The sequence below is a fragment of the Cyanobium sp. Morenito 9A2 genome (genome assembly GCF_024345575.1).
Classification (GTDB): domain Bacteria; phylum Cyanobacteriota; class Cyanobacteriia; order PCC-6307; family Cyanobiaceae; genus ATX-6F1.
This window is the reverse complement of record NZ_JAGQBJ010000016.1, coordinates 32,036-52,813: the sequence shown is the minus strand read 5'-3', so window position 1 is coordinate 52,813 and position 20,778 is coordinate 32,036. Positions and strand designations below refer to the sequence as shown.

18 protein-coding genes are annotated in these 20,778 nt (G+C 61.3%); 9 read left to right on the top strand and 9 right to left on the bottom strand.

Translation table 11 applies throughout. The annotated features are described in order from the left end of the window. The first annotated feature begins 398 nt into the window (after positions 1–398). From KBY88_RS14840 to KBY88_RS14810, 7 genes are all read left to right on the top strand, one after another. A complete protein-coding gene (locus tag KBY88_RS14840; protein ID WP_254940719.1) occupies positions 399–1,814 on the top strand; it encodes a DUF1254 domain-containing protein in 1,416 nt (471 codons plus the stop codon). Positions 1,815–1,972: 158 nt separating this feature from the next. Continuing rightward, positions 1,973–3,577, top strand: a complete 1,605-nt coding sequence (locus KBY88_RS14835) for an SIR2 family protein (RefSeq protein WP_254940718.1) — start codon at positions 1,973–1,975, stop codon at positions 3,575–3,577. 645 nt (positions 3,578–4,222) lie between these two features. Next, entirely contained in the window at positions 4,223–4,486 is a 264-nt protein-coding gene (locus KBY88_RS14830) for a hypothetical protein (protein WP_254940717.1), read from the top strand. Then, on the top strand, positions 4,483–4,845 hold the full coding sequence (locus KBY88_RS14825) for a DUF6900 domain-containing protein (RefSeq protein ID WP_254940716.1): 363 nt from the start codon (positions 4,483–4,485) through the stop codon (positions 4,843–4,845). Before KBY88_RS14830 ends, KBY88_RS14825 begins: the two co-directional genes overlap by 4 nt. A gap of 49 nt (positions 4,846–4,894) precedes the next feature. Then, complete coding sequence (locus KBY88_RS14820) at positions 4,895–5,131, top strand: hypothetical protein (RefSeq protein WP_254940715.1); 237 nt, start codon at positions 4,895–4,897, stop codon at positions 5,129–5,131. Beyond that, a complete protein-coding gene (locus tag KBY88_RS14815) occupies positions 5,128–5,331 on the top strand; it encodes a hypothetical protein (protein ID WP_254940714.1) in 204 nt (67 codons plus the stop codon). Before KBY88_RS14820 ends, KBY88_RS14815 begins: the two co-directional genes overlap by 4 nt. Positions 5,332–5,932: 601 nt before the next feature. Then, positions 5,933–6,328, top strand: coding sequence for a zincin-like metallopeptidase domain-containing protein (locus KBY88_RS14810; RefSeq protein ID WP_396103277.1), 396 nt, complete (start codon positions 5,933–5,935; stop codon positions 6,326–6,328). A gap of 125 nt (positions 6,329–6,453) precedes the next feature. Here KBY88_RS14810 and KBY88_RS14805 read toward each other — a convergent pair whose 3' ends face one another. From KBY88_RS14805 to KBY88_RS14775, 7 genes are all read right to left on the bottom strand, one after another. Further along, on the bottom strand, positions 6,454–6,876 hold the full coding sequence (locus tag KBY88_RS14805; protein WP_254940712.1) for a hypothetical protein: 423 nt from the start codon (positions 6,874–6,876) through the stop codon (positions 6,454–6,456). 25 nt (positions 6,877–6,901) lie between these two features. Next, complete coding sequence (locus KBY88_RS14800; RefSeq protein ID WP_254940711.1) at positions 6,902–7,918, bottom strand: hypothetical protein; 1,017 nt, start codon at positions 7,916–7,918, stop codon at positions 6,902–6,904. A 2-nt stretch (positions 7,919–7,920) separates the two neighbouring features. Continuing rightward, positions 7,921–11,232: a DUF499 family protein gene (locus KBY88_RS14795; protein WP_254940710.1), complete on the bottom strand. Its 3,312-nt coding sequence runs from the start codon at positions 11,230–11,232 to the stop codon at positions 7,921–7,923. 10 nt (positions 11,233–11,242) lie between these two features. Beyond that, the gene (locus KBY88_RS14790) at positions 11,243–14,149 is read right to left on the bottom strand and encodes a DUF1156 domain-containing protein (RefSeq protein ID WP_254940709.1); all 2,907 of its coding nucleotides are present in this window, start codon (positions 14,147–14,149) and stop codon (positions 11,243–11,245) included. Positions 14,150–14,153: 4 nt separating this feature from the next. Further along, the gene (locus KBY88_RS14785; RefSeq protein ID WP_254940708.1) at positions 14,154–14,552 is read right to left on the bottom strand and encodes a PIN domain-containing protein; all 399 of its coding nucleotides are present in this window, start codon (positions 14,550–14,552) and stop codon (positions 14,154–14,156) included. Between the two features lie 2 nt (positions 14,553–14,554). Then, positions 14,555–14,752 (bottom strand): hypothetical protein, encoded by a 198-nt coding sequence (locus KBY88_RS14780; RefSeq protein ID WP_254940707.1) that lies wholly within the window; start codon positions 14,750–14,752, stop codon positions 14,555–14,557. A gap of 82 nt (positions 14,753–14,834) precedes the next feature. Continuing rightward, positions 14,835–18,359 (bottom strand): helicase-related protein, encoded by a 3,525-nt coding sequence (locus KBY88_RS14775; RefSeq protein WP_254940706.1) that lies wholly within the window; start codon positions 18,357–18,359, stop codon positions 14,835–14,837. A 227-nt stretch (positions 18,360–18,586) separates the two neighbouring features. Here KBY88_RS14775 and KBY88_RS14770 point away from each other — a divergent pair, with 227 nt between their 5' ends. Together KBY88_RS14770 and KBY88_RS14765 are read left to right on the top strand one after the other, a co-directional pair. After that, positions 18,587–19,153 (top strand): DUF4236 domain-containing protein, encoded by a 567-nt coding sequence (locus tag KBY88_RS14770; RefSeq protein WP_254940705.1) that lies wholly within the window; start codon positions 18,587–18,589, stop codon positions 19,151–19,153. Positions 19,154–19,259: 106 nt separating this feature from the next. Then, positions 19,260–19,502: a hypothetical protein gene (locus tag KBY88_RS14765; protein WP_254940704.1), complete on the top strand. Its 243-nt coding sequence runs from the start codon at positions 19,260–19,262 to the stop codon at positions 19,500–19,502. A gap of 61 nt (positions 19,503–19,563) precedes the next feature. Here the strand turns inward: KBY88_RS14765 and KBY88_RS14760 are convergent, their stop codons facing one another. Both KBY88_RS14760 and KBY88_RS14755 read right to left on the bottom strand, forming a co-directional pair. Next, positions 19,564–20,373, bottom strand: coding sequence for a DODA-type extradiol aromatic ring-opening family dioxygenase (locus KBY88_RS14760; protein WP_254940703.1), 810 nt, complete (start codon positions 20,371–20,373; stop codon positions 19,564–19,566). A 62-nt stretch (positions 20,374–20,435) separates the two neighbouring features. Further along, the gene (locus KBY88_RS14755; RefSeq protein WP_254940702.1) at positions 20,436–20,708 is read right to left on the bottom strand and encodes a CDGSH iron-sulfur domain-containing protein; all 273 of its coding nucleotides are present in this window, start codon (positions 20,706–20,708) and stop codon (positions 20,436–20,438) included. Positions 20,709–20,778: the final 70 nt, after the last annotated feature.

The window sequence follows — 20,778 nt, the reverse complement described above, 5'->3', positions numbered from 1 at the left end:
ACTGCGCCACAAGTGTTCCAAGTCAAACTTCGTGGCTATCTTCTGGGTCACAGTGGCCATCAACGTCGCGGGTTTTGTTGCATGGCATTCAGGGTTGATCCGCAATGTGCAGGCATGATGGCGCGGACTAACATCCAGATACAGAAGACGGGAGCGTAGATTGCCTGTGCATCCTTTGCTCTCTTGCCCGCTTCTGATCTGGAGCGTTGGGCGACAAGACAATCAGAAGCAGCCATTCCTTGAGAAGGATTATTGGCTCAAATGAACACGTTGGTTCCCGATGCATAGCCGGGTCACCCCCGATAGCGTGACAATCTTTGAAGTATTGGATTCCTTGTATGGACTCAGGCTAGTTTCATGCAAATAGCCTACGTCAACTAACACCACAGGGCAAACACATGCGCAAGCCAACCCTGTCATTGGCAGCTGCGATGCTGGCAATGGCAACTGCCCCCATAGCGGCCACTGCATCAGTGTCGCCGCAGGAGGCTGTCGCCATCGCGACCGATGCTTATGTCTACGGCTATTCCCTCGTCACCACTGACGTGACGCGGATCCAGATGTCCAACGTCGCCAAGCCCACCGAGCTCAAGGCGCCGCTGAATCAATTTCTCAACGTCAAGCGGTATCCGCCGGCAGACTACCGCGGCGTGTCGGCGCCGAATGCCGACACGCTCTACTCGATCGCCTGGCTCGACCTGAAGGAGCCGCAGGTCTTCAGCCATCCGGACATGGGCGATCGCTTCCACCTGTTCCCGATGGTCGACCTGTGGATGACGATCTTCGCGAGCCCGGGCACCCGCACCGGCGACAGCAAGGCCGCCAACTACCTGATCACAGGCCCGGCCTGGAAAGGCAAGGTGCCCAACGGGATGAAGCACATCCCAGCGGCGTCGCGCTATGTGGTGATCCTTGGCCGCACCTATGCCAACGGCACCGAGGCCGACTACAAGGCCACCAACGCGTTGCAGGCGCAGTACAAAATCACTCCCTTGTCGGCCTGGGGTAAGTCGTACACGCCCGTCGCACCTCCGGTTGATGCGAATCCTGGCATTTCGATGACCGACAAGCCGCAGGCCGTGATCCTGGCGATGGGTACCGAGGGCTACTTCAACTGGCTGAGCAAGCGCATGTGCACGGATTCGCCCGCCTATGCGGCAGATGCGCTGGCGCTGGCGCGCTTCGCCAGAATCGGTTTAAAACCGTGCAAGCCCTTCTCGTTGAGCAAGCTCGACCCTGCCGCGCAATCTGCATTAAAGGATCTGCCCCAGACTGCGCTCGACAGGATCAATGCCAACCAGAAGAGTCTTGGCGCGATGGTCGACGGCTGGCAGATCACCAAAGGATTGGGCCAGTACGGAACCAATTATATGAAGCGTGCGGTCGTCGCAGCCTTTGGCTGGCCGGCAAACCTGCAGGACGACGCAGTCTATCCATACACGCTTGTTGACAGCACAGGGACCAAGCTCACTGGTGCCAACAAGTACACACTGACCTTTTCAAAGGGACAGACACCACCTGTCAACGGCTTTTGGTCGATCACGATGTACATGATCGACCAGGGCTGGTGGTTCGTTCCAAACCCGCTGAACAAGTTCACCGTCAGCCCGCGCGACAATCTGAAGGCGAACCCCGACGGCTCGATCACGCTTTACTTCCAGAAGGATTCGCCGGGCAAGGACAAGGAGTCAAACTGGCTACCTGCTCCTTCAGGTGAGTTCATCCCGATGCTGCGCATGTACTGGCCTAAGGACAAGACCCCCTCCATCCTGAACGCCACCTGGACGCCGCCCATTATCAATAAGGTTCAATAGCGTGCTTGCTGCTGCACCATCACGAGTCCACGACAAGCCCAAGGGCCCAACAATCAGATCCAGAAGACGGGAGCAGTGGGTTTTTCCCATTGCACATTCACCCATGCCCGCTTCTGATCTAGAGCGTTAGGCAGCATAGCAAGGTCCTTTGACGGCACATGGCAACAAAATACCTCCAACACTTCCCCAAGCCTCTCCTCGACGACCTCGTTGCCGGGCGCTGGCTGCCGATCATTGGCGCCGGTTTCTCCAAAAATGCAATACTGCCTGACGGCAAGCAGATGCCACTTTGGGCTGACCTGGGGAGTGATTTGGCGGGAGAACTCGGTGATTACTCGTCAACAGGTGCGCTCGACGCAATATCTGCCTTCGAGCACGAGTTCGGAAGGCCTAAACTAATTGAGCGCTTGTCCGAAGCGCTCCTCATAACGGAATCGAGGCCTGGCAACGCTCACCAAGCCTTCTGCTCAGTGCCGTTCGACCTCGTCTGCACGACGAACTTCGACTTTCTGCTTGAGCGGCAATACGAGAGTATCCCACGGAATTGCACACCGCTAGTCGACGAAGAGCAACTTTCGATAAACGTCCGGGATTCGGGAGTATCTTTACTGAAGCTGCACGGCGACCTCCGTCATCCAGCGAGATTGATTGCGACAGAAACTGATTACGATCGATTTCTGGACAAGTATCCGATGCTCGCGACATATTTGGCCAATCTACTAATCACAAGAACGGCAGTGCTTGTCGGGTACAGTCTTGACGATCCAGATTTCCGTCAAGTTTGGCAAATCGTCGGGGAACGTCTCGGAAGGTCGCGTCGCATGGCATACGCACTCGCCGTTGGCGCCAAACCAACAGATGTCTCTCGGTTCGACCGCCGAGGCGTCAAGATCATCAACCTGCCGTTGGGCAAGTCCAAGTACGGTGACGTCTTGGCCGATGCTTTTAAAGAACTTCGCGACTATTGGCAAGCTGCTGTCATCCCGTCGAGCCAAGTCAAAGAGGAACAGTCGCTCCGCGAACTGTCTTTGCCTGTAGACGCACTGACGCGCCTTTGCTTTGTCGCGGTTCCACTATCATTGCACTCGTTTTATCGTGAGCGAGTTTTTCCGCTTGTGAGGCAACATGGATTCGTCCCGGTAACCGCTGACGACGTAGTAACACCCGGTGACACGATACTGCCGAAGGTTGACGCTCTAATTGGCAGGTCTCTGCTAATGATTGTCGACGCATCTTCGGAGTTCACACTCGCCGAGTTTCGATTCGGTATCCGAAGACTGCCAGCTGGAAGGATCTTGCTAATTGGGCAGCAAGGCACGCGACTCCCAAGTGACCTTGCAAGCTACCTCTACATTCAAAGACCCGATGTAAACCTGGAAGAACCCGACGCCTTCCTTGAATCAGTTCACGAATGGCTCAGAGCTGCTGCGGAGGACCTGCGCCCAACGCTACTTGCAGAACCCTCACGACTACTTGCGGCAGGGGAGAATCGCGCCGCAGTTATCTCGGCAATTTCGCTCTTAGAAAGCGTTCTGAGAAGGCGCGTTGACATGCCTGCCGTATCGTCACCTAGGGCTGTCACACTGCGGGATCTACTGCATCATGCCGAAAGTCAAGGACTCTTGCGAGATACGCCTATTAGAGAGGTTCAAGACTGGCTGATGATTCGCAATGAAGTCGTTCATGGATTAAAGAATATAACGAAGGCAAAGGCGGAGCGAATTGTTAGCGGAGTGCAGGTAATTGCACAGGCAAACTTTTAGCGCAAATGCTGCCTAACATCAAGATACAGAAGACGGGAGCAGAGGCTTGATCTACATTCGAGTTTCCGGCCCGCTTCTGATCTAGAGCGTTAGACGTCTACTCGATCCTTGCTTAGTCGCCAGGGGTCAGGTTCACGCAGGTCGGACATCGCGACAATGTGGGCTCTTCATAGATTGCATACCTCATTTGTCGGAGAGCTACGACGTTAAGGGGGCTGCCCCCCCCTTCGGCGCCTCTAACTGGGTCGGGTAGCCCATATGACCGACCCACACTGTCCGGCATACGTTACGCTAGGATCAACGTTCAGATCACCCTAAACCCCTTCCACTGCAATGGATCCAGAGATTCCGCCCTCGAAGCCGGTCCCCGTCCCTTAGCCCTTGTCCGGACCGACCAAGGGACCAGAGGCCAAGAGCCGGACGGATGCTGGCCTCCCGGCCAAAGCCCGCCTGGTGGGCACTGAGCGACTGGGATTTTCGCTCGATCCGCGCCTTCTAGGTGCTCCGGTGCCCTGAGAACAAATCTTGTGCGGCCCCCAGGCCTGTTGGCGCTCTCTGCTGTCCGCCCGCCGGGAGTCAATCGCCATCTAATCCCCAACCACCAAATCGCCATAGACCAAAAGATCACTACCTCCAAGAACATCTATGTCGAATCAAGCCCGCTCCGTTGAAGCCTTTGTCGCCCAGAAGGCCGAATTTGACACCCATCTAGCCGAGCTTGCCGAAGCGAGCAACAACCACTTTGGCGCCGATCCTGACGAAACCCTCTGGGAACAGGTCGGTTGGCTCAACGATGCCAACGCCAAACTCCACGACCTCGCCGACCAGTTCGCGCACAGGGGTGAGTACGCCCGTGCAGCCGTGCCCCGAAGCCACTCCCAAAATCCACCACCGCAACATGAGCCATGAGTGATGCCGCAAGCCCCGAAGGGATCCTCAATGAAATCGCCGCTGGCATCCTGGGCCTTGAAACGCTTGGGCGCCGGAACTCCGATGCCCTCGATTTTTCCGAGCAAGCCGCATGGGGGCTGAAGCAGGCCCTTGAGGATGCCCTTGAGGCAGGGCAACGGGCATCCCCTAACACCGAGCCGCAACCCGGCTACATCAGCCGAGAGCACAGCGTCAGAGCCATCGCCCTGACGACTCTCGGGCTCGAAACCCTGGCCACTCGCAACCGGGACAGCCTCGATTTCTCCAACCAATCCGTATGGGCCATCGAGAAGGCGCTCCTGGATGCTTATGCCGAGGGGATTTCCGCAGGTCGATGACCTTTGCGGCTCTGGCAGGCCAATCCATCACCCCATGACCAGAACGTCTATGACCCACACCCCACGCACCTTTCAAACCCCATCCGAATCAACGCCGCGCTACAGCATCGGGGTTGTGCTCATCGGCACTGACGGCAACGCCTTCGCGATTGTTGGCGCCGTTGCCAAAGCGCTTCAGCGGAACAATGTGAGTCCGGAAGAAGTAGCTAAGTTCAAGCTCGAGTGCTTCTCCGGGAACTACGACAACCTTCTTGTGACGTGCATGAAATGGGTTGACGTTCAATGAGCAACACCATCGACCACTACACCGAAATGATTCTGGAGGAAATGGCTGCTGACTCCGGCGTCAATCCGTCCTATGAGGAACTGCGTGCCCAGGTCCGTGGCTCCCGCCACATCGTTGCGGGGCTTCTTAGGGGGGACCCATCGATGGACATTGCAGATCTTGCTGCAGCATTCCTGATCCAATACGTCGCCGGCCTCTGAGCCGCGCCCGGCCAGGACCCCAAGCCCAAAAATCCGCCACTGGTTACGCTTGGTGCGCCGAGCGCCCTCCCATGTCCTGCGAGTCACTGGATCGTGTCCAACGCCTCAGGCAGCGTGCGGCAGGCCTCATCCCACAATTGACGGTATGTCCGTGCGGGAAGAAGATCCGGCCACCTAGGACAGGGTCCCTGTGCAGTAGATGCTGGAGGAGGTCCCCCGAGGGCCTGGGGGCTGAGGCAGAACGGAAGCGGGTGGCGCGGTTGGCGCGGAAGGTTGGCCAAAAGAGCCCTATCACCTAACTGTTAACGAGGGGATCGCAATGGTTTCTTGAGACGTTGCAATTCTCTTGTCAAGGTTGTGATGAATTTGGACAACTGGTTAGCGCCCGTTTTCGGCAACAAAAACACCGCCCGACAACATGTCGGCACAACCCATTACGGCATCAGCCAACCTTGATCAAAGGGTGCGTTTTGTTTGGGAAAGGGAGAGAACCCAAAAAGTTCCTGGGACGCGAAGCAAGAGAGAAATTTTTTTTAAAATCCTCTATGCCGCACCTCCCAAAGGAAGAGGCTAGTGCTCCCTATGTAGAAGAAAATGCACCCTGAGCCGGGGCGACACAACTACCTGGGCAACCGCCACAAACTGCCTGAGTTCTAGGCCATGGGCGAGCGCTGAACCAAATCCCTGGGACCGAAAGACCGGCCCGCAGAGCCGTCAGGTTTCCTGGATGCGGAGCAAGGAGCTGGTCGCTGAGCTGGGGGCGGTGCTGCTGGGGGATCGGCTGGAAATCGGCAGCGAGATCGAGAGCCATGCCGCCTATCTCGGCCACTGGATCGAGCTGCTCAAGGAGTCACCGAAAGTGCTGTTTCAGGTGCTCAGTGAGGCAAGGCAGGCGGCGGATTTGATCTGTCCGGAGGCGCTGGAGAAGATGGAGTGCCAGGGCGAGGCCCCCCTCCCCCTGAAGGCCGCAACTCCATGGACTCGCTCCCTGCCCTGATCAAAGCTGCGACGGCCCTTGCCGGATCGGAGGAGGGCATAGAAGGAGGCGTCTCGCTAATGCAAGTAGGGAATTTGCTGCCAAAGCATGAAGCTTCTTTTGGAGCCAATGGGCTCGCCAGTCCATCAACTTTCAGATGGAGGCCTGATCGACAGAATTCGCTCCTCTACCTTCCCTTTCTCGGCTTCTGAATCAATCCGCTTACGGGCATAGACCTGCGATTGTGTGATTACTTCATCAAGTTGTCGCTTGAGAACAGCATTGTCCTGTTTCAGTTCTTCAGCAATCTCCTTCCAGGCATTGGCCTCGGCTTGAGCCCTTACTCGCTCCTCGCTGCTAGTAGCTTCATGTGCTCGATTCTCTGCCGAGGTGGCTCGCTCGCTTGCTCGTTGTTGCTGCTCTGCAGAACTTTTCTCGAATCTATCAGAAACTGCTTTTTTGATCCAGGACGAGAGATCCTGGGCAAAGTGAGTCATTAGATCACGAATGATTGGCCACAGCAATGGCCAAAGATGCTTAACGAAGATCTCCCAAAGTTTGTTCGCCATAGCTTAAAGAGTTCGCAAGTGGTTATCAGAGATCGCCACGCATAAGGCGGCGGAACGACCGCATCACAACAGTCTTCGCTTCCAGCTGCTTACCTTCACTTTCCTTGCCTTGCAGAAAGGACAGATCAGCATCAGCCTCTAAATCGGTTTGCAGGCCAAGTGCGGCCTTGCAGATGTCGTGTCGCTGATCACCATAAATATTGAACACTGTAGAGGCGGCATAGAGTTTGCCGCAGTTGATTAGGAGTTCTTCCTTGCTGGTCTCTCGCAACTTCTGTCGGTATTGAGCAGACCCTGATCCATAGCCAAAAATGGCACCTCCTGCCATGACGGCGATATAACCACCAGTCATGCCAAGCCCCCCAGCAGCCAAAGAGCCACCTCCAAGCAAGGCGAGGCCAGCCGATGTCGCTGCAGCCCCACTAAGGCCCATGACACCCCCGATGACTCCAGCCATGTAGGGAGCCAGGATGATCAAGACAGCGGCCCCAAGACCTGTCCAGACCCAAGTGAGGTTTGGCCCAGCGTTGGCCTTCACGATCTTTTCAATCGCGTTGTTGAACTCCAGCCAGGTCCGTTGGAGGGTCGCTGGTGATTCCCCCATGATGTGACCAGAGAAAGCGAAATATCGCTTTCGATCGTCATCATCAAATGAAAGGCTTTCCCACTCCTTGGAGTCTTCGGCAAATTCGAAGTATGGAGTGAACGTCGCAAGCTCAACGCACAGGGCGTTTTTTCTGGCTTCTGTAAGACCCAGCTCTTTGAGCTTTTCGCCGAGGTGCTTTTCCGGAGTAATCGCATCGATGCCGAGGAGTTTTAGCGTGATCTCCTTCCACTCATCAGCCCAGGCATGCTTCTTCTCGACATACTGATGTTGCTCACGGGCCTTTGCCTCCTCGCCCATGAAGTGCTTCCGCAGCCGACTGAATGAAGTGCTGCTTTGGGCTTCTGCACGAATGCCCCAGTATTTGATCGAAACCAGGAGCTGGATGACGTCACGATTAAAGCTGAAATCCTGAACTGTGAGTTGGCTGTTGCTCATGATCAGTACAGACCAGGTTTGTCGACTTTAAGTGCCGCCGAGTTCTCCAGCACGATCCGCGCCGTCACCTCATCGATCCCGCCAGGAGCCCGCACATGAACCTCCAGGGTCATCTCGATCTCCACCCCCGGTAGTGCCTGCAGGTGCGACATCACCTCATCGAGAAACTTGCCCACCTGCGGCCCGGCCGTGACCGAGCTCAGCTTCACGGAAGCGGTGTAGGTGGTGGGCAACTTGGCTGCGACCGGCCCCGGTACCTGTGGTGGCGGCGGAACTGGCAGCGGCCCAACCTGATCTCCAGGTTTCTCGATCACCGATCCCGTTCCACCAGACCCATCCCCATCGGTCTTCGATGCCTGCCGCTTCCGCTCCTCCTCCGCCAACCGATCCGCCTCGATCTGGACGGCCGCCACCTCGTCCTTCACCACCAGGCTCGTCAATGACGCCGGACTGGAGCTGGAGGCCTGCTGGGGCCTCAGGCCGCTGTAGCACCCTGTGGCTTCATCGAAGCCATCGGCCAGGTGGAAGGTGGTTTCACCGGTGAGCGCCGCCTGGGGGTTCACCAGGGCATTGAGGATCACCTGATTGGTGGCCACGCGCGGCAGGTAGAGGTACTTGCGGCACCAGTCGACGAGGTCGCGGACGGCCACGTGGGGCTTGTCGGTCCAGAGGAAGCGGTTGAGGTCGTCGCGGAGGCGGCGGGCACCGAGCTGCAGGAAGAGCACGTCTTCCTGCACGCAGCGGTCGCTGGCTCTCTCGGCCAGGCTGCCCTTGCCACTGGTCAGCTTCTTCTCGTCCCAGAGAGCCCCGCCTGGGCCAGGCTGGCTCTGGTAGGGGATCAGCAGGTGGCACCAGGTTTCTGGGATGCGGCTGGCCACAGCCTGGGTGGCTTCCGCGATCTTGCCGATCGCCTGATTCTTCTGGGCCACCGTGAGGTTCAGCTCCAGCTCGTTGTCGATGATGTGCTGCCAGGCTCGGCGATCGGCCAGCGCATGGAACAGGTTTTCGAGACTGGCTTCATCGGGTGCCAGGAAGATCAGGGTGTTGGCGAACTGGCGGGGGCTGTTGCCCCTGCTCTGCAGGCAGGCAGAGGCCCATTGCAGCGCGGCGCCGAACTCCACGCCCCGGCGGTGGGTGAACTGCCCTGCCAGCAGTACCAGCCGGGTGGAGGCCTCATCGGGCACAGCACTGTGCTCAAGCGGCGCGGCATGGAGGCCAGCGAAATCGCCCCGCTTCGTGGCCTCCTGGGCCAGGCGGGTGTTGAGTTCGGCTAGCAGCTCCTCGCGCTGACGCAGATAGCTCTCGCGGTGCTCTTCTGCGGTGCGGTTGAGGTTGGGGCGGGTATCGATCCAGTAACGGTCACCGTCCTGCTGGATGAAGCGGCCCCGATCACCAAGGCGCCGCAGAGCATCACCGAACACGCCGATCGGCTCGCCTGGCATCACGCAGGCCAACTTCACCCGCTGATCGCCGATCCCCTTGCGCAGGGCATCGGCATCCGGTGCGGTGCCGATGTAAAGGGAGCGGGCCACCCGCTTGCAGGCGCTGACGCGGCCAAAGTTGGGGTTCTCCGTATCCAGCCGGGTGGGGGTGGACTGGGGGCCATCCACGTCCTGGGAAATGATCGGCTCCCATTGGTTGTCGAGGAAGCGCACCAGCTCGTTCTTGACGTCGTTGTCGTCGAGTGGGATAGAGCTGGGCATGATCAGCAGATCCTTGCTGTTGCCGTTCCAGAGGCCCTCGATCGTGAGCGCCAGCAGACGCAGTACGCCCCGGGTGCGCTGGAAGCGATCAAGGGTGCTCCAGTCGTCGTAGAGGCGCTTGAACAGCTCCGGGTGGATCGGATAGGCGCTGATCAGTAGATCGCGGTAGCCGGCTTCGCGGGTTTCGGCCGGGAACTCGGAGGGATTCTGGGAATACAGGTCGGTGAAGCTGCGCACCACTGCATCGCGGGCCGCGCCGGCCTCTTTGGTGGTGATCGGCTCAAACAGGCGCCGCCGCACGATCTCGAAGCCCTCGTTGCCGGTGGCGGGCCGCCATTGGTAGGCGATGCGGGTGACCACGTTCTTGAGTGAATCAACAGCCTTCTCGCCATCACTGCCGCCGATCTCGTTGACGCTCTGGGGCACGGAGATCAGCAGCAGGGCATTGGGCACCTGCTTGACGGCCTCGGTGAGCGCCTGCGCGAAGGACACCTGCGAATCAAAGGTGCCCGCCGGCAGGGTGGCGTTGCTCACCAGGTTGCGGGCGTAGGCCACCCACTCATCCACCAGGATCAGGCAGGGGGCATGGGCAGTGAATAGGGCGGCCAGATCCTGGGCGCCGGGGGCCACCCGCTGCTGGTCGCTGCTGGCGATCAGGGCATAGCCCTGGGGCCCACCGAGCTGATAGGCGAGTTCCCCCCAGAGGGTGTTCACCACCGTGCCGTCGGGATAGGTGGTGGCCTTGGAGGGACTGAAGGCGGTGCCCACCAACACGGCACGGGAGGCACGAGGAACTGAGGAGATGCCCACCTCGCTGCACACTTCATCCAGGCCCGGCAGGCTGGCGAGGGTCTGGCCGGAGCAGAGGTGATAGAGGGCCAGCATCGAGTGGGTCTTGCCCCCACCGAAGTTGGTCTGCAGCTCGATCACCGGTTCGCCGCCCTGGCCGTTGAGGCGTTCGAGGGCGATGCGCAGCAGGGCGCGCATGCCGGAGGTGATGAAGGTACGGCGGTAGAACTCACTGGGATCGGTGTACTCCTTGCTGCCGATGCCTCGGCGCACCTGGTCGAGGTCGGCGGCAAACTCGGCCTGCTGGTACTTGCCGGTGATCACATCGGGGTGGGGCGTGATCACATCGCGCCAGGGCACCAGGCCGGCCTGCACCTGGTTCTCGATCGACACCTGATAGCGCGTGCGGTTGCGGGCTCGATCGTTGAACACCTGCTGCTGCAGCTCCTCACGCAGGAGACGGATCGCCTCGGCGGGCTCGGGCGCGGCGATGTTGCGACAGAGGCGAGCGGCGGTGTCGAGGGTGCGGTCGGTGTCGTCGGAGGAGAAGGCTTCCTGGTGGGCCCAGCGGTTGCGGGCGTCAAGCAGTTCGCTCACATAGGAGCGGTCTGCCTGGCTGAGCAACCGCTTGAAGACGCCCTGCCAGTGCTCCATGAACAGCTTGAGCAGCACGGAAACGTCCTGCAGGCTGGTGTTGGGCGCCAGTCCCTCCTGCCAGTTGCTGCCGATGCCCTGGTAGAGCTCACGGCTGATGTAGGGCAGCAGTCCATCCCGCAGCTGATCGAGAGCCTTGCCGACACGGTCGCGGTTGGAGATGGCCATGGGGAAGGGATCAGATCAGGGTGGTCTGAAGGGGGGCTGTTGAACGGCTGGAGGCCGCAGCGGCGCGTTTCTCCAGCTCGGGCCAGGCGATTACCAGACCGTTGTAGGAGCGGGCTTCCTCGGCCTGCTTGGTTTTTTCGCAGTGGTTGTAGAGGCGGTAGGCGAGAGCTCGGCAGTTGGCTGCCAGATCACCATGGCCAGCAATGCTCTTTAGCTGGAGCAGCAGGTCGGCTGCTCTGTCTTCGCCGCCGGCTTCCAATCGCTTAATGAGCTGCTGGGTGGCTTCCCACACGCAGAGGCGCTTGTCGCTTCCGGGATCCCAGTCCTCTGGAAGTTCCGCGCGCGGCAGCAGGCGTACTTTGCCGGCCACAGATCGCACGATGCCAGCTTCGGCCACTCCAGCCACCGACAAGTTGCGGGCCTTGGCCAGGCCTTCCGCATCGCCGAAGTCGCGCTCCCTGTATCCGAAGCTCTCGAAGAAGGTGAGAGCAAAGCGGCTGTCGACATCCAGCTCGCCTTCGTCCTGGGAAAGGTACTCATCGAGGGCGGCGTTGATCTCGATCAGGGCCTCCCGCACGCTCATCGGGCTGTCATCGGGGTTGAGCACGGCCTTGGCGCTGCTGTAGATCGCCATGCCGGGTCCGATCGCGGCTTGGGCCAGATCGACGGGAGCGATGTTGGCGCGCTCCAGCTCCTTAAGGGCGTTGGGCAGCTCTTGGCGCAGTTGACGGCGGAACTCAGTGCGTGAAAGGGTGAGGGCAGACTCCAGACGCCGCTGGCAGACCAGCACCACACTGGAGGCAAGGGCATTGGCATCCGCGCCGATCATGCGATTGGCCATTTCTGTGCGGATCGGCCAGGTGCCATACAGAGCAAAGCCAGCGCGGATTACTGCCGCCAAGAAAGTCTCCCATCCAGTGCTGGCTGTGCCTGCAGCCGTCTTCGTTTCAGACTGTTTGAACGCGTAGTAGATGGTAACGGGGAAGGCGGGATGTGACTGGATGGCGATCCGCTCCATCGCCAATGTCATTCCATCAAGAAAGAAGGCTTCGGCATTTTCCTTCCCACCGTGTCGGTAGGGCGTGGCCACCAGTTCCTCTGCCTTTGGAACCGCCAGGGTTGCGAACAGTTCAGGAAAGATCGGCTTCAGTGAGCGGCGAAGCCAGACATAAAAGTAGTCGGAGAGGTCTGCATAGCCAATGTTGTCGTAGTAAGGAGGATCAGTTGAAACAATACAATCAGAGCTAATCTGCTGGCCCTGCGCGGTTTTCTGCATAGCGCTTCCTTGCCTCACGGCAGGGAGATGATCAAGCACACGCATCATGTTCCCCAGAGAAGTTAGAGGATCTCCAGCCATTCCGCCAAAAACATTTGCTTCCGAGTAATCCCATGTCATCGGCAGGGCTTGCCTCCCGAATGTTGCAATTGACTGATCCATTGAAGACTTCCAACGGCATAGCGTGCTCTGTGCATCTGCGAGCTTGCTTACCGACATCCCCAAGTAAACCCCCACAGCATCTGCGTAAGCACCAGCACCACCCCCGCCCTCACTTAGTGGCATCGCTTCATCCACGCGCCCTGCAGCAAGCGCATCAGTCTTGACCCGTTCCCGCGCATCCTGCACCAAGTCCGAGAAGGTAGTGAGCGCCACAAGCTGGCGGGAGGTGAAAAGGTCGCTGTAGGTGGTGAGGCCATAGTTGGGTGTCTTGAAGTCGCGCGGATTGACGGGAAGGAGCGTCTCTGGTTTCCAGCTTGGCTGAGCGGTCAACGCGATGGCTTCCATCTCTGGTGTTGGCGCCAAATAGACCCTTCCGCGATTCCCTTCCGCCACGATCGCCATCAGCCGTTTGCCTATACGGCCGGCCTGTCCTTCTGTGCGGATGTATTCATAGGTAAGTGGAGTCTCTGACATCAGGCAGCGAAAAGCTGCGCGCTTGCCTGCTGAAGTGCCGTTCTTCGCTGCCTCCGGATCCTCCGGCCTGCCTATCTGCACCGCAAAGCGATAGCCACCTTCTTCGATTATCGGCTTCACATAGACCTCCTTTCCCGCCTTGGTGGAGAGCATGAAGGTGGAGGCCAGGGGCACGTCCACTTGCGCAAAAGCCGGGTTTGGGCTCTTCACCGTGCGGGCCCAGAGCCAGGCGATCACGGTGAGCTTCTTGCCCATGTAAGGCTTCAGGTCGGGCCGTTCCTTCGCCATCTCGGCCGTCACCTCCACCTTCGGATACAGGTGGCCGATGCGCTTCTCCGCCTCGTCGCGCATCCACTGTCCGTAGTAGCGCACATCGTCTGCCAACCCCTGGGCTCCCTTCCATTGCCGAACATCAAAGTTGCGACGGCTGTCCGGATTCACCGGCGGCAGCCCGGCAAACTTCGGCGGTATCTCGATCATTGCCTTGTTGATCAGCACCGCCACCGGGTTCAGATCGCTGGCGTAGGCCTCCAGCCCAAGCCGCTGCGCCTCCAGCGGCAAGGCACCACCCCCGGCAAAGGGGTCATGGAAGCCAGGCAGCTTCTCCGGGTTGAACAGCTCAGCCGCTTCGGGGTGATCGGCGTTGTCGGCACAGGCTCGCCGCCAGCTACGGCGGATCTCAGCCCGCGCCCGGTTCAGTACCTGCTCGTTGGTGGTGTTCTCCCAGGTCACCAGCTCGCTGATCAGGGCGAATAGCCGCAGCCGCTCGTGCTCCTGGTCGTCCTCCGTGGGGAACTCTTCAGGCACCGCCGAGGGGTCGTCCACCATCTGGCAGAAGATCACCGCCCGCGCCGCTGCCAATGGCCGCCTTGCCCACCACAGGTGCAAGGTGCTCGGGTGCCCATGGCGGATGCTCTTCTCCCGAGCCGAGGCCGCATTGATCGCCTCCAGCGGGATGGCGACCTCGATCAGCTTCTTGCGGCGGTGGACGGGGTGGGGGGTCATGGATTCAGACGGGGCGTTCAAGGCGTTGCAGGCGCAGCTCACTCACCGAGGCGATGGCCTCGAAGTCGGCGTCGAAGCTCACCAACACGGCGTTGTGGTGCAGGGCCACGGCGGCCACCAGCAGATCCAGGCTGAGCACGGTGCGGCCGATCTGGCGGCAGCCCTGGCCCAGGTCGATCGCCCGCTGCCACAGATCCGCCGGAGTGGGAAGCGTGGGCAGGGTGGCGAACTGGGCCTCCAGTTGGCGCGTCTCGTGCGGCCGGGCTGATCGCAGCAGCTCGAAGCGCACCGGTTCGGCCAGGTGGGCCTCCGGATCCAGCACAAAGGGCGCAATGAACTGCTTCAGCGGGGCCGGGCTGCGGACACGGGTGAAGTCGATCCAGAGGCTGGTGTCGAGCAGCATGGTCATGAGGCGAGCTCCTGATCCCGCTGGCGCTCGCGCTCCTGGTCGGCCTCGTAGCTCTCCAGCTCCACGCCCCACTCGCCGCTGAGGAAGCGCTGGGCGATCTGGGCGCGACGGCGCTGCTGCAGGGCCTCCTCCATCAGACGGCGGATGGCGGGCCCCTTCTTGCGCTCTCCAGTGAGGTCCAGGATTTCGGCCATCTCCGTATCTGAAAGCTCAACGGTCACTTTCATGGTTTGGGCCTCCTGAAGTCGGACTCTTGGGTCAGCATGGCACCTGCCGTCAATGGGGTGGCCTCCCTGCCGCCAGAAGTTGCTGCAGGTTCTTGGTGATCTGGGTGTCGCCGAAGCCAGGCACACCCCAGTCGATGCCGCTCACGTACACCGGCGCTGCAGCCTGATCCCCGTTTACGGACACCAGGGCCAGCCGGAAACGGTGGGGCGAGTTGCGGCCGGTGTTCACCTCGTTGATCGTGAGTGTCACCGAGTCAGCCCCGCCGACGCGGCCCTTCACCTCGATGAAGAACAGGTTTCTGTCTGCGTCGATCGATTCGATGTCGTAGCCGAGACCCCGCTGTGCGCTCACATCCCTCGGCATCCGCCCCATCGCCTTCTCGGCCTCAAACACCGCGTTCATCGCCAGAAGCTCCACCCGCTTGCGGGCGGCGGCATCGGGCCCGGCTTCAGACCCAGTTGTGCTTGCCGCCAGCAGCAAGCCCACGGGGATCACCAGAGTGCCGCCCTTGAGGATCGGCACCTTGGCGCTGATCTGAGCTTCCAACGCCAGTTGGGCCTTGCGCTTCTCCAGCCGGGCCACCAGCAACTCGTAGCGCTCCTTAGCCACCTGGGCCGGCAGCCGTACCTGCTTGCCAGCCGACTCTTGCAGCTTCAGCTCCTCGTAGCGGCGGTACCAGTGGTTGATCTCCCGCTGCATCCGCGACTGGATCTCCTGGCCCGCCTTGGCGATCCGCTCCAGCCGTTCGCCTTTCACCTCTTCGAGGTGCTCGGGCACCAAGGTGGTGAGGGCCTGGGTGATCACCAACTGGTCCCAGTCCTGGGCCAGCCAACTCTCACCCAGCACCCCTTCGATCTGCTGCCGTTCGCCATCCTTCAAGGGCCTATAGTCGAGATAGGGCGCTGAGCCGGCGATCGCCACTTCGCCCTGGCGGTTGATCTCCAGGAACTGCAGCCGATTCGAAATCAGTTGCTGCTGACCATGCCGGTTGCGGCGGCCGTCCTGCAGCCCGTGCTCCAGACAGAACAGCATCCGGGGTTCGATTCCGAGATCGCGTTCATCCACTAGCACCGCTCCCTGGCCGAGCACGGCGCCATCTCGCTCCAGCACCAGGGAGAGGCAGGCCTCCAGCAGCGGATGCCCCGGGCTCACCAGCTCCGCCCGTGGGCTTTCGCCCACCTGCTCCTTCTCGAAGCAGATCCGCTCATAGCGGGCCTGCACCGGCACCCCGAAGCCGATCTGCTGGTTGCGATCAAGCAGCAGCGGCGGCACGTAGGTGATCTCGTAGCGGCCCTTCTCCCGCTCGAACACCTTGCCGCCGAGCCGCCGGAACGCCTCGATGAAGAAGTCGTGAACGTAGTGGGGGTGGATGCGGCGTGCCATCGCCCGCTCCATCTGCTGGCGCAGCAGCTCCACCTTGTGGACATCCATGCCCTGCTGCACCAGGGCCCGCTCATTGAGCAACTGCCGCAGGTGGTCCTGGTTCACGGCCCCCTCGATCTCCAGCTCCATCTGAAGCTGCCGTTCGGGTTGCTGGTTGTAGCGCACGGCATCCATCAGCAGATCCCGCAGTGAGCGACCGGAGAACAACTGCCCCAGCACGTCGAACACCTTGTCGCCCAAAGCTTCGCGGGCGATCTCCAACTTGTGGAGCAACTGGATGTACACATCTCCTTCGCGGGTGTCCTTGGCCAGCAGGTTCCAGAGATGGCACACCTCCTTCTGGCCGATCCGGTGGATGCGCCCGAAGCGCTGCTCCAATCGGTTGGGATTCCAAGGGAGGTCGTAATTCACCATCAGATGGGCCCGCTGGAGGTTCACCCCTTCCCCGGCGGCGTCGTTGGCGAGGAGCACCACCACCTGGGGGTCGTTCATGAACGCATGCACGATCTGGCGGCGTTTGTCGCGCGGCACCCCGCCGTGGATCTCCACCACCGCCTCTGGCCGCCCGAGCCGATCGCGGATCTTGATTGCCAGATCGGTAAGGGTGTCCTTGAACTCGGTGAACAGCACCAGCTTGCGGCGCCCCCCGTTGGGCTCGCGCATCTGCTCGTCATCAAGGATCCGATCAAGTTCGCTCCACTTGGCGTCGCAGCGTTGATCCACCACCTTCTTGCTCAGCTTCTCCAGGCCCTTGAGGGTTTCGATCTCCAGCTCCAGCTCGGCCAGGGTCTGGGCGGTGGTGGCGTTGTCGGTGAAGGCCTCCTCGGTGGCTTCCACTTCGCTGGCGGTGTCTTCCTCATAGAGCTCGGCGATGTCGTCGTCACTGATGGCGCCGGGCGCGTACTTGGCATCGAGGAGCAGCTTGCTGCCCGCCTCGCGGCCCTCCAGCAGCAGCCGTTCTTCCTTAAGCCGGCTCTCCAGCCGCTCCCGCCGCCGTTCGAGCGAGCGATGGATTGCGAATGGGGAGCTGGCCAGGCGCCGTTGCAGGGTCATCAGAGCGAAGCCCACGTTCACCCGCTTCTTGCCCCCTCCCTCGGCCTGGGCGTTGCGGTCGGCGCGGTTCATCTCCTCGCGCACGTATTCGGTCACCTTCTCGTAGAGCACCTTCTCTGGTTCCGAGAGCTCGTATTCGGCGGTGTAGCTGCGGCGCTCGGGGAACAGCTTGGTGCCGGCGAAGGTGTAGAGGTCTTCCTTCACCAGCCGGCGCATCAGGTCAGTGGGGTCGCTGCGATGCACGGCGTCCTTCTGCTGTCCCGCGAAGCGGTCCTCATCCAGCAATGCCATGAACAGCTGGAAGTCCTCATCCTTGCCGTTGTGCGGCGTCGCTGTCATCAGCAGCAGGTTGCGGGCGTGGTTGCCCACCCGCTTGCCCATGTCGTAGCGCTTGGTCCGCTTCACCTCACTGCCGAAGTAGTGGGTGCTCATGCGGTGGGATTCATCGAACACCACCAGGTCCCACTCGGGCGCCTGCTCCAGCCGGGTCTGCAGCTCCTGATCACGCGAGAGCTGATCCATCCGTGCGATCAGCAAAGGCCGCTCCGCAAACGGGTTGCCCAGGCCGGTGGCATTGATCAGGTCACGGGTGAGCAGCTCAAACTGCAGCTCGAACTTCTCCTTGAGCTCGTCCTGCCACTGCTCCGTGAGCGAGCCCGGGGCCACGATCAGGCAGCGCTCCAGTTCGCCCCGGATGAGTAGCTCCTTGATCAGCAGGCCGGCCATGATCGTTTTGCCCGCACCGGGATCGTCGGCGAGCAGGAAGCGCATCGGCTGCCTGGGGAGCATGTGCTCGTAGACCGCGCTGATCTGATGGGGCAGCGGGTCGATGGCGCTGCTGCTCACCGCCACGTAGGGATCGAACAGGTAGGCCAGCCGGATGCGTTCGGCCTCCGAGACCAGTCGGAACAGCTCGCCGTCCCCCTCGAAGCTCCACTTGCGGCCACCGGAGACCAGCTCCAGATCGGCCTCGCTGCTGCGGAACACGATCGTGTCGCCTGTGCTCCCGTCCTGGCCCCGATAGAAGACCTGGCAAGCCATGTCCCCCATCCGCTGGACGCTGATCAGCCGCACGGCCTCCTTGCCAACCAGGCCCTTGACGAGGGCGTCGGGTTTGAGGTCTTCCAGGCGGGTCATCGGCTCATCAGGGCCGTCCGGGCACTGTCAGCCTCGTTTGCCAGCAAGATCCTTCCGTTCATGCGAAGAACCAGGCAGGCACTGGTAACGCGCACGCTAAGGAAGCGACTAGCGCGCAGTTTGACCGGACCGCGGCCGAATTGGGGTATCCAGGAGAGAAACACCGCAGCCCAGGCAGGAGGAGTCAAGATCGGCCTACACCCTGGCCCCTGAGCCAGTGCGCTCCCATGCCCTTCCGCTTCCGCCGCAGCGCCCGCCTGGGGCCTCTGCGCTTCAACTTCTCCAAATCCGGCCTCAGCTCGATCTCGCTCGGTGGCCCTGGGGCCTCCTTCAACATCCCCGTATCTCGCTCCGGTGGAGCGCGCACCACGGTGGGGTTGCCCGGCACCGGCCTGAGCTGGAGTGTCGAGCAGGGAGGGGAGGAGCCCATCGGCCGGCGCGCAGCGATCCCCGCCGGCCCCGCAGAAGACCTGCCCAACAGCCGCCGCCTCAAGCCCGGCCAGCTGGATGCGCTCAAGGCGAGCTGCCTGAATGTGCTGCACCAGCAGCTGTTCCAGGCCGGCGGCATGGGAGCGCAACTCTGGGAGCTGAACCTGGTGAGCCGTCTGTTGAACGATCCCGCCATCGGTGAGCGCACCAGTGGGCTGCTGACGGTGATCGAAACCCCAGAAGCAATGGAGGCCTACCTGCTGCGGGCCCAGGGCCAAGACGACCTCAAACGGCGTGCCAAGCGCTGCATCGAGGCGGTTCAGGAAGCAGGCCGGCTGGCAGCTGGGCGGGACTGGCTCGCCTGACCATGCAGCGACAGGTGCCCGCAGGACCGGTTCCCCGTATCCGGCCGCACCTGCTGGAACGCCTCAGCGGGCCAAGGATGGAGCCGGAAAGAAGGAGATACCCCGCATGCGTGAGGTCGTGTTCCGCCTGGAGGCTGAGCGTCCCGGCCACCTGGAAGCCCAGGCCGAAACCCTGCCCATCCACATCAGCGCGCCCACCCTCGAGGAGCTGCAGCACGAAGCCCGCGAGGCCCTGATCGAACACCTGGGGCCGGCCCATTGCACGGTTCGGGTGCGAATGCGCCGCGGCCCCAGTGCTGCCGTCAGCAGCATCCGTCCGGTGGTCCGCCCTGCAGCCCTTTGCTGTTGAGCCCCCGCTTATGAAGGGCTGTTGCCCCCGATGAAGAGCTCGATCGCTGCGGTGCAGTTCTCTATTGAGCTGCTGTCTGCTCGAACGCATAGCCATCCATCGCGATCACGTGATCGGTGATGCCGCGGTGGATGGCGTGTGCCTGTGCTCCAGACCCGGCGGCACCGAGGGCGGTGAACAACGGCAGCAGATGCTCGTCGCGCGGCTGGGCCCGCAACGCATCGCTCTGGCGCTGCCGGTAGTCCAGCAGGGCCGCGGTGTTCCCACTGAGCAGCTGCCCATTGATCCAGTCCGAGAAGCGCTGGGCGTAGCTGCTGTCGATGGAGGCGCCCATCTCGGCCTGCTGCCAGTCGCGGAGGTTGTGGGTGATGTTGCCCGTTGCCACGATCAACCAGCCCTGCTTGACCAGGGGCGCCAGAGCCTGGCCCACGCGGAAGGCGTGAATAGGGCCGCCGTGATGCTGAATCGACAGGGGAACGATGGGCACGTCGGCCTGCGGGAACAAAACCCGCAACGGCACCCAGGCGCCGTGGTCGAGGCCACGCTGTGCATCGGTGCGCAATGGCAGGTCGGCGGCCTCCAGCGCAGCCACAACCTCTTGCGCTCCCTGAGGTGAACCCTGAGCCGAGTACTGGATGGCATAGAGCGCCGGATCGAATCCCCCGAAGTCGTGGATGGTCTCCAGCTGGCTGGCTGTGCCAACAGTGGCGATCTCCGTTTCCCAGTGGGGGCTGATCACCAGCACAGCGCTAGGCCGCGCCAACTCATCGGCCAGGGCCGTAAGTGCCGCTCCAGCCGCACCGGGCCGGATGGCGAACATCGGCGAGCCATGGGCCACGAACAGAACGGAAGGGGCTGGTGAGGGAGTCATGGGTGACAACAGCTTCCTGGTGTGGCCAGGAGAGGGCAAACGGTGCGGTGCAGCAGATCTGATCAGCCCCAGAACTTCCACCACGGGCCCTGGCTCTGGGGGGTGGAGGCGCTCAGTTGGAGATGGCTGCCATCGCAGAAGGGCTTCTTGGCGGAGGCACAGCAACTGCACAAATAAACGGTCTGCTCCTCTTCGAGCTTGAGGATGCTTGGGGAATGGCTGCTGCCCTGGTGGCTGCCGTCGCAGAAGGCTCCGTTTTTGCTCAGGCCGCAGCTGCAGAGGGCATGGGTGCCGGCCGGCAGGGTGAGCGGGGAGGGGTGCGTGGCGGTGGTCATGACGGACATCGGGTGTGGGGATGCAACGAGGGGATCGCTGCGCCCATTCACCTTGTAATGAATCCACGGG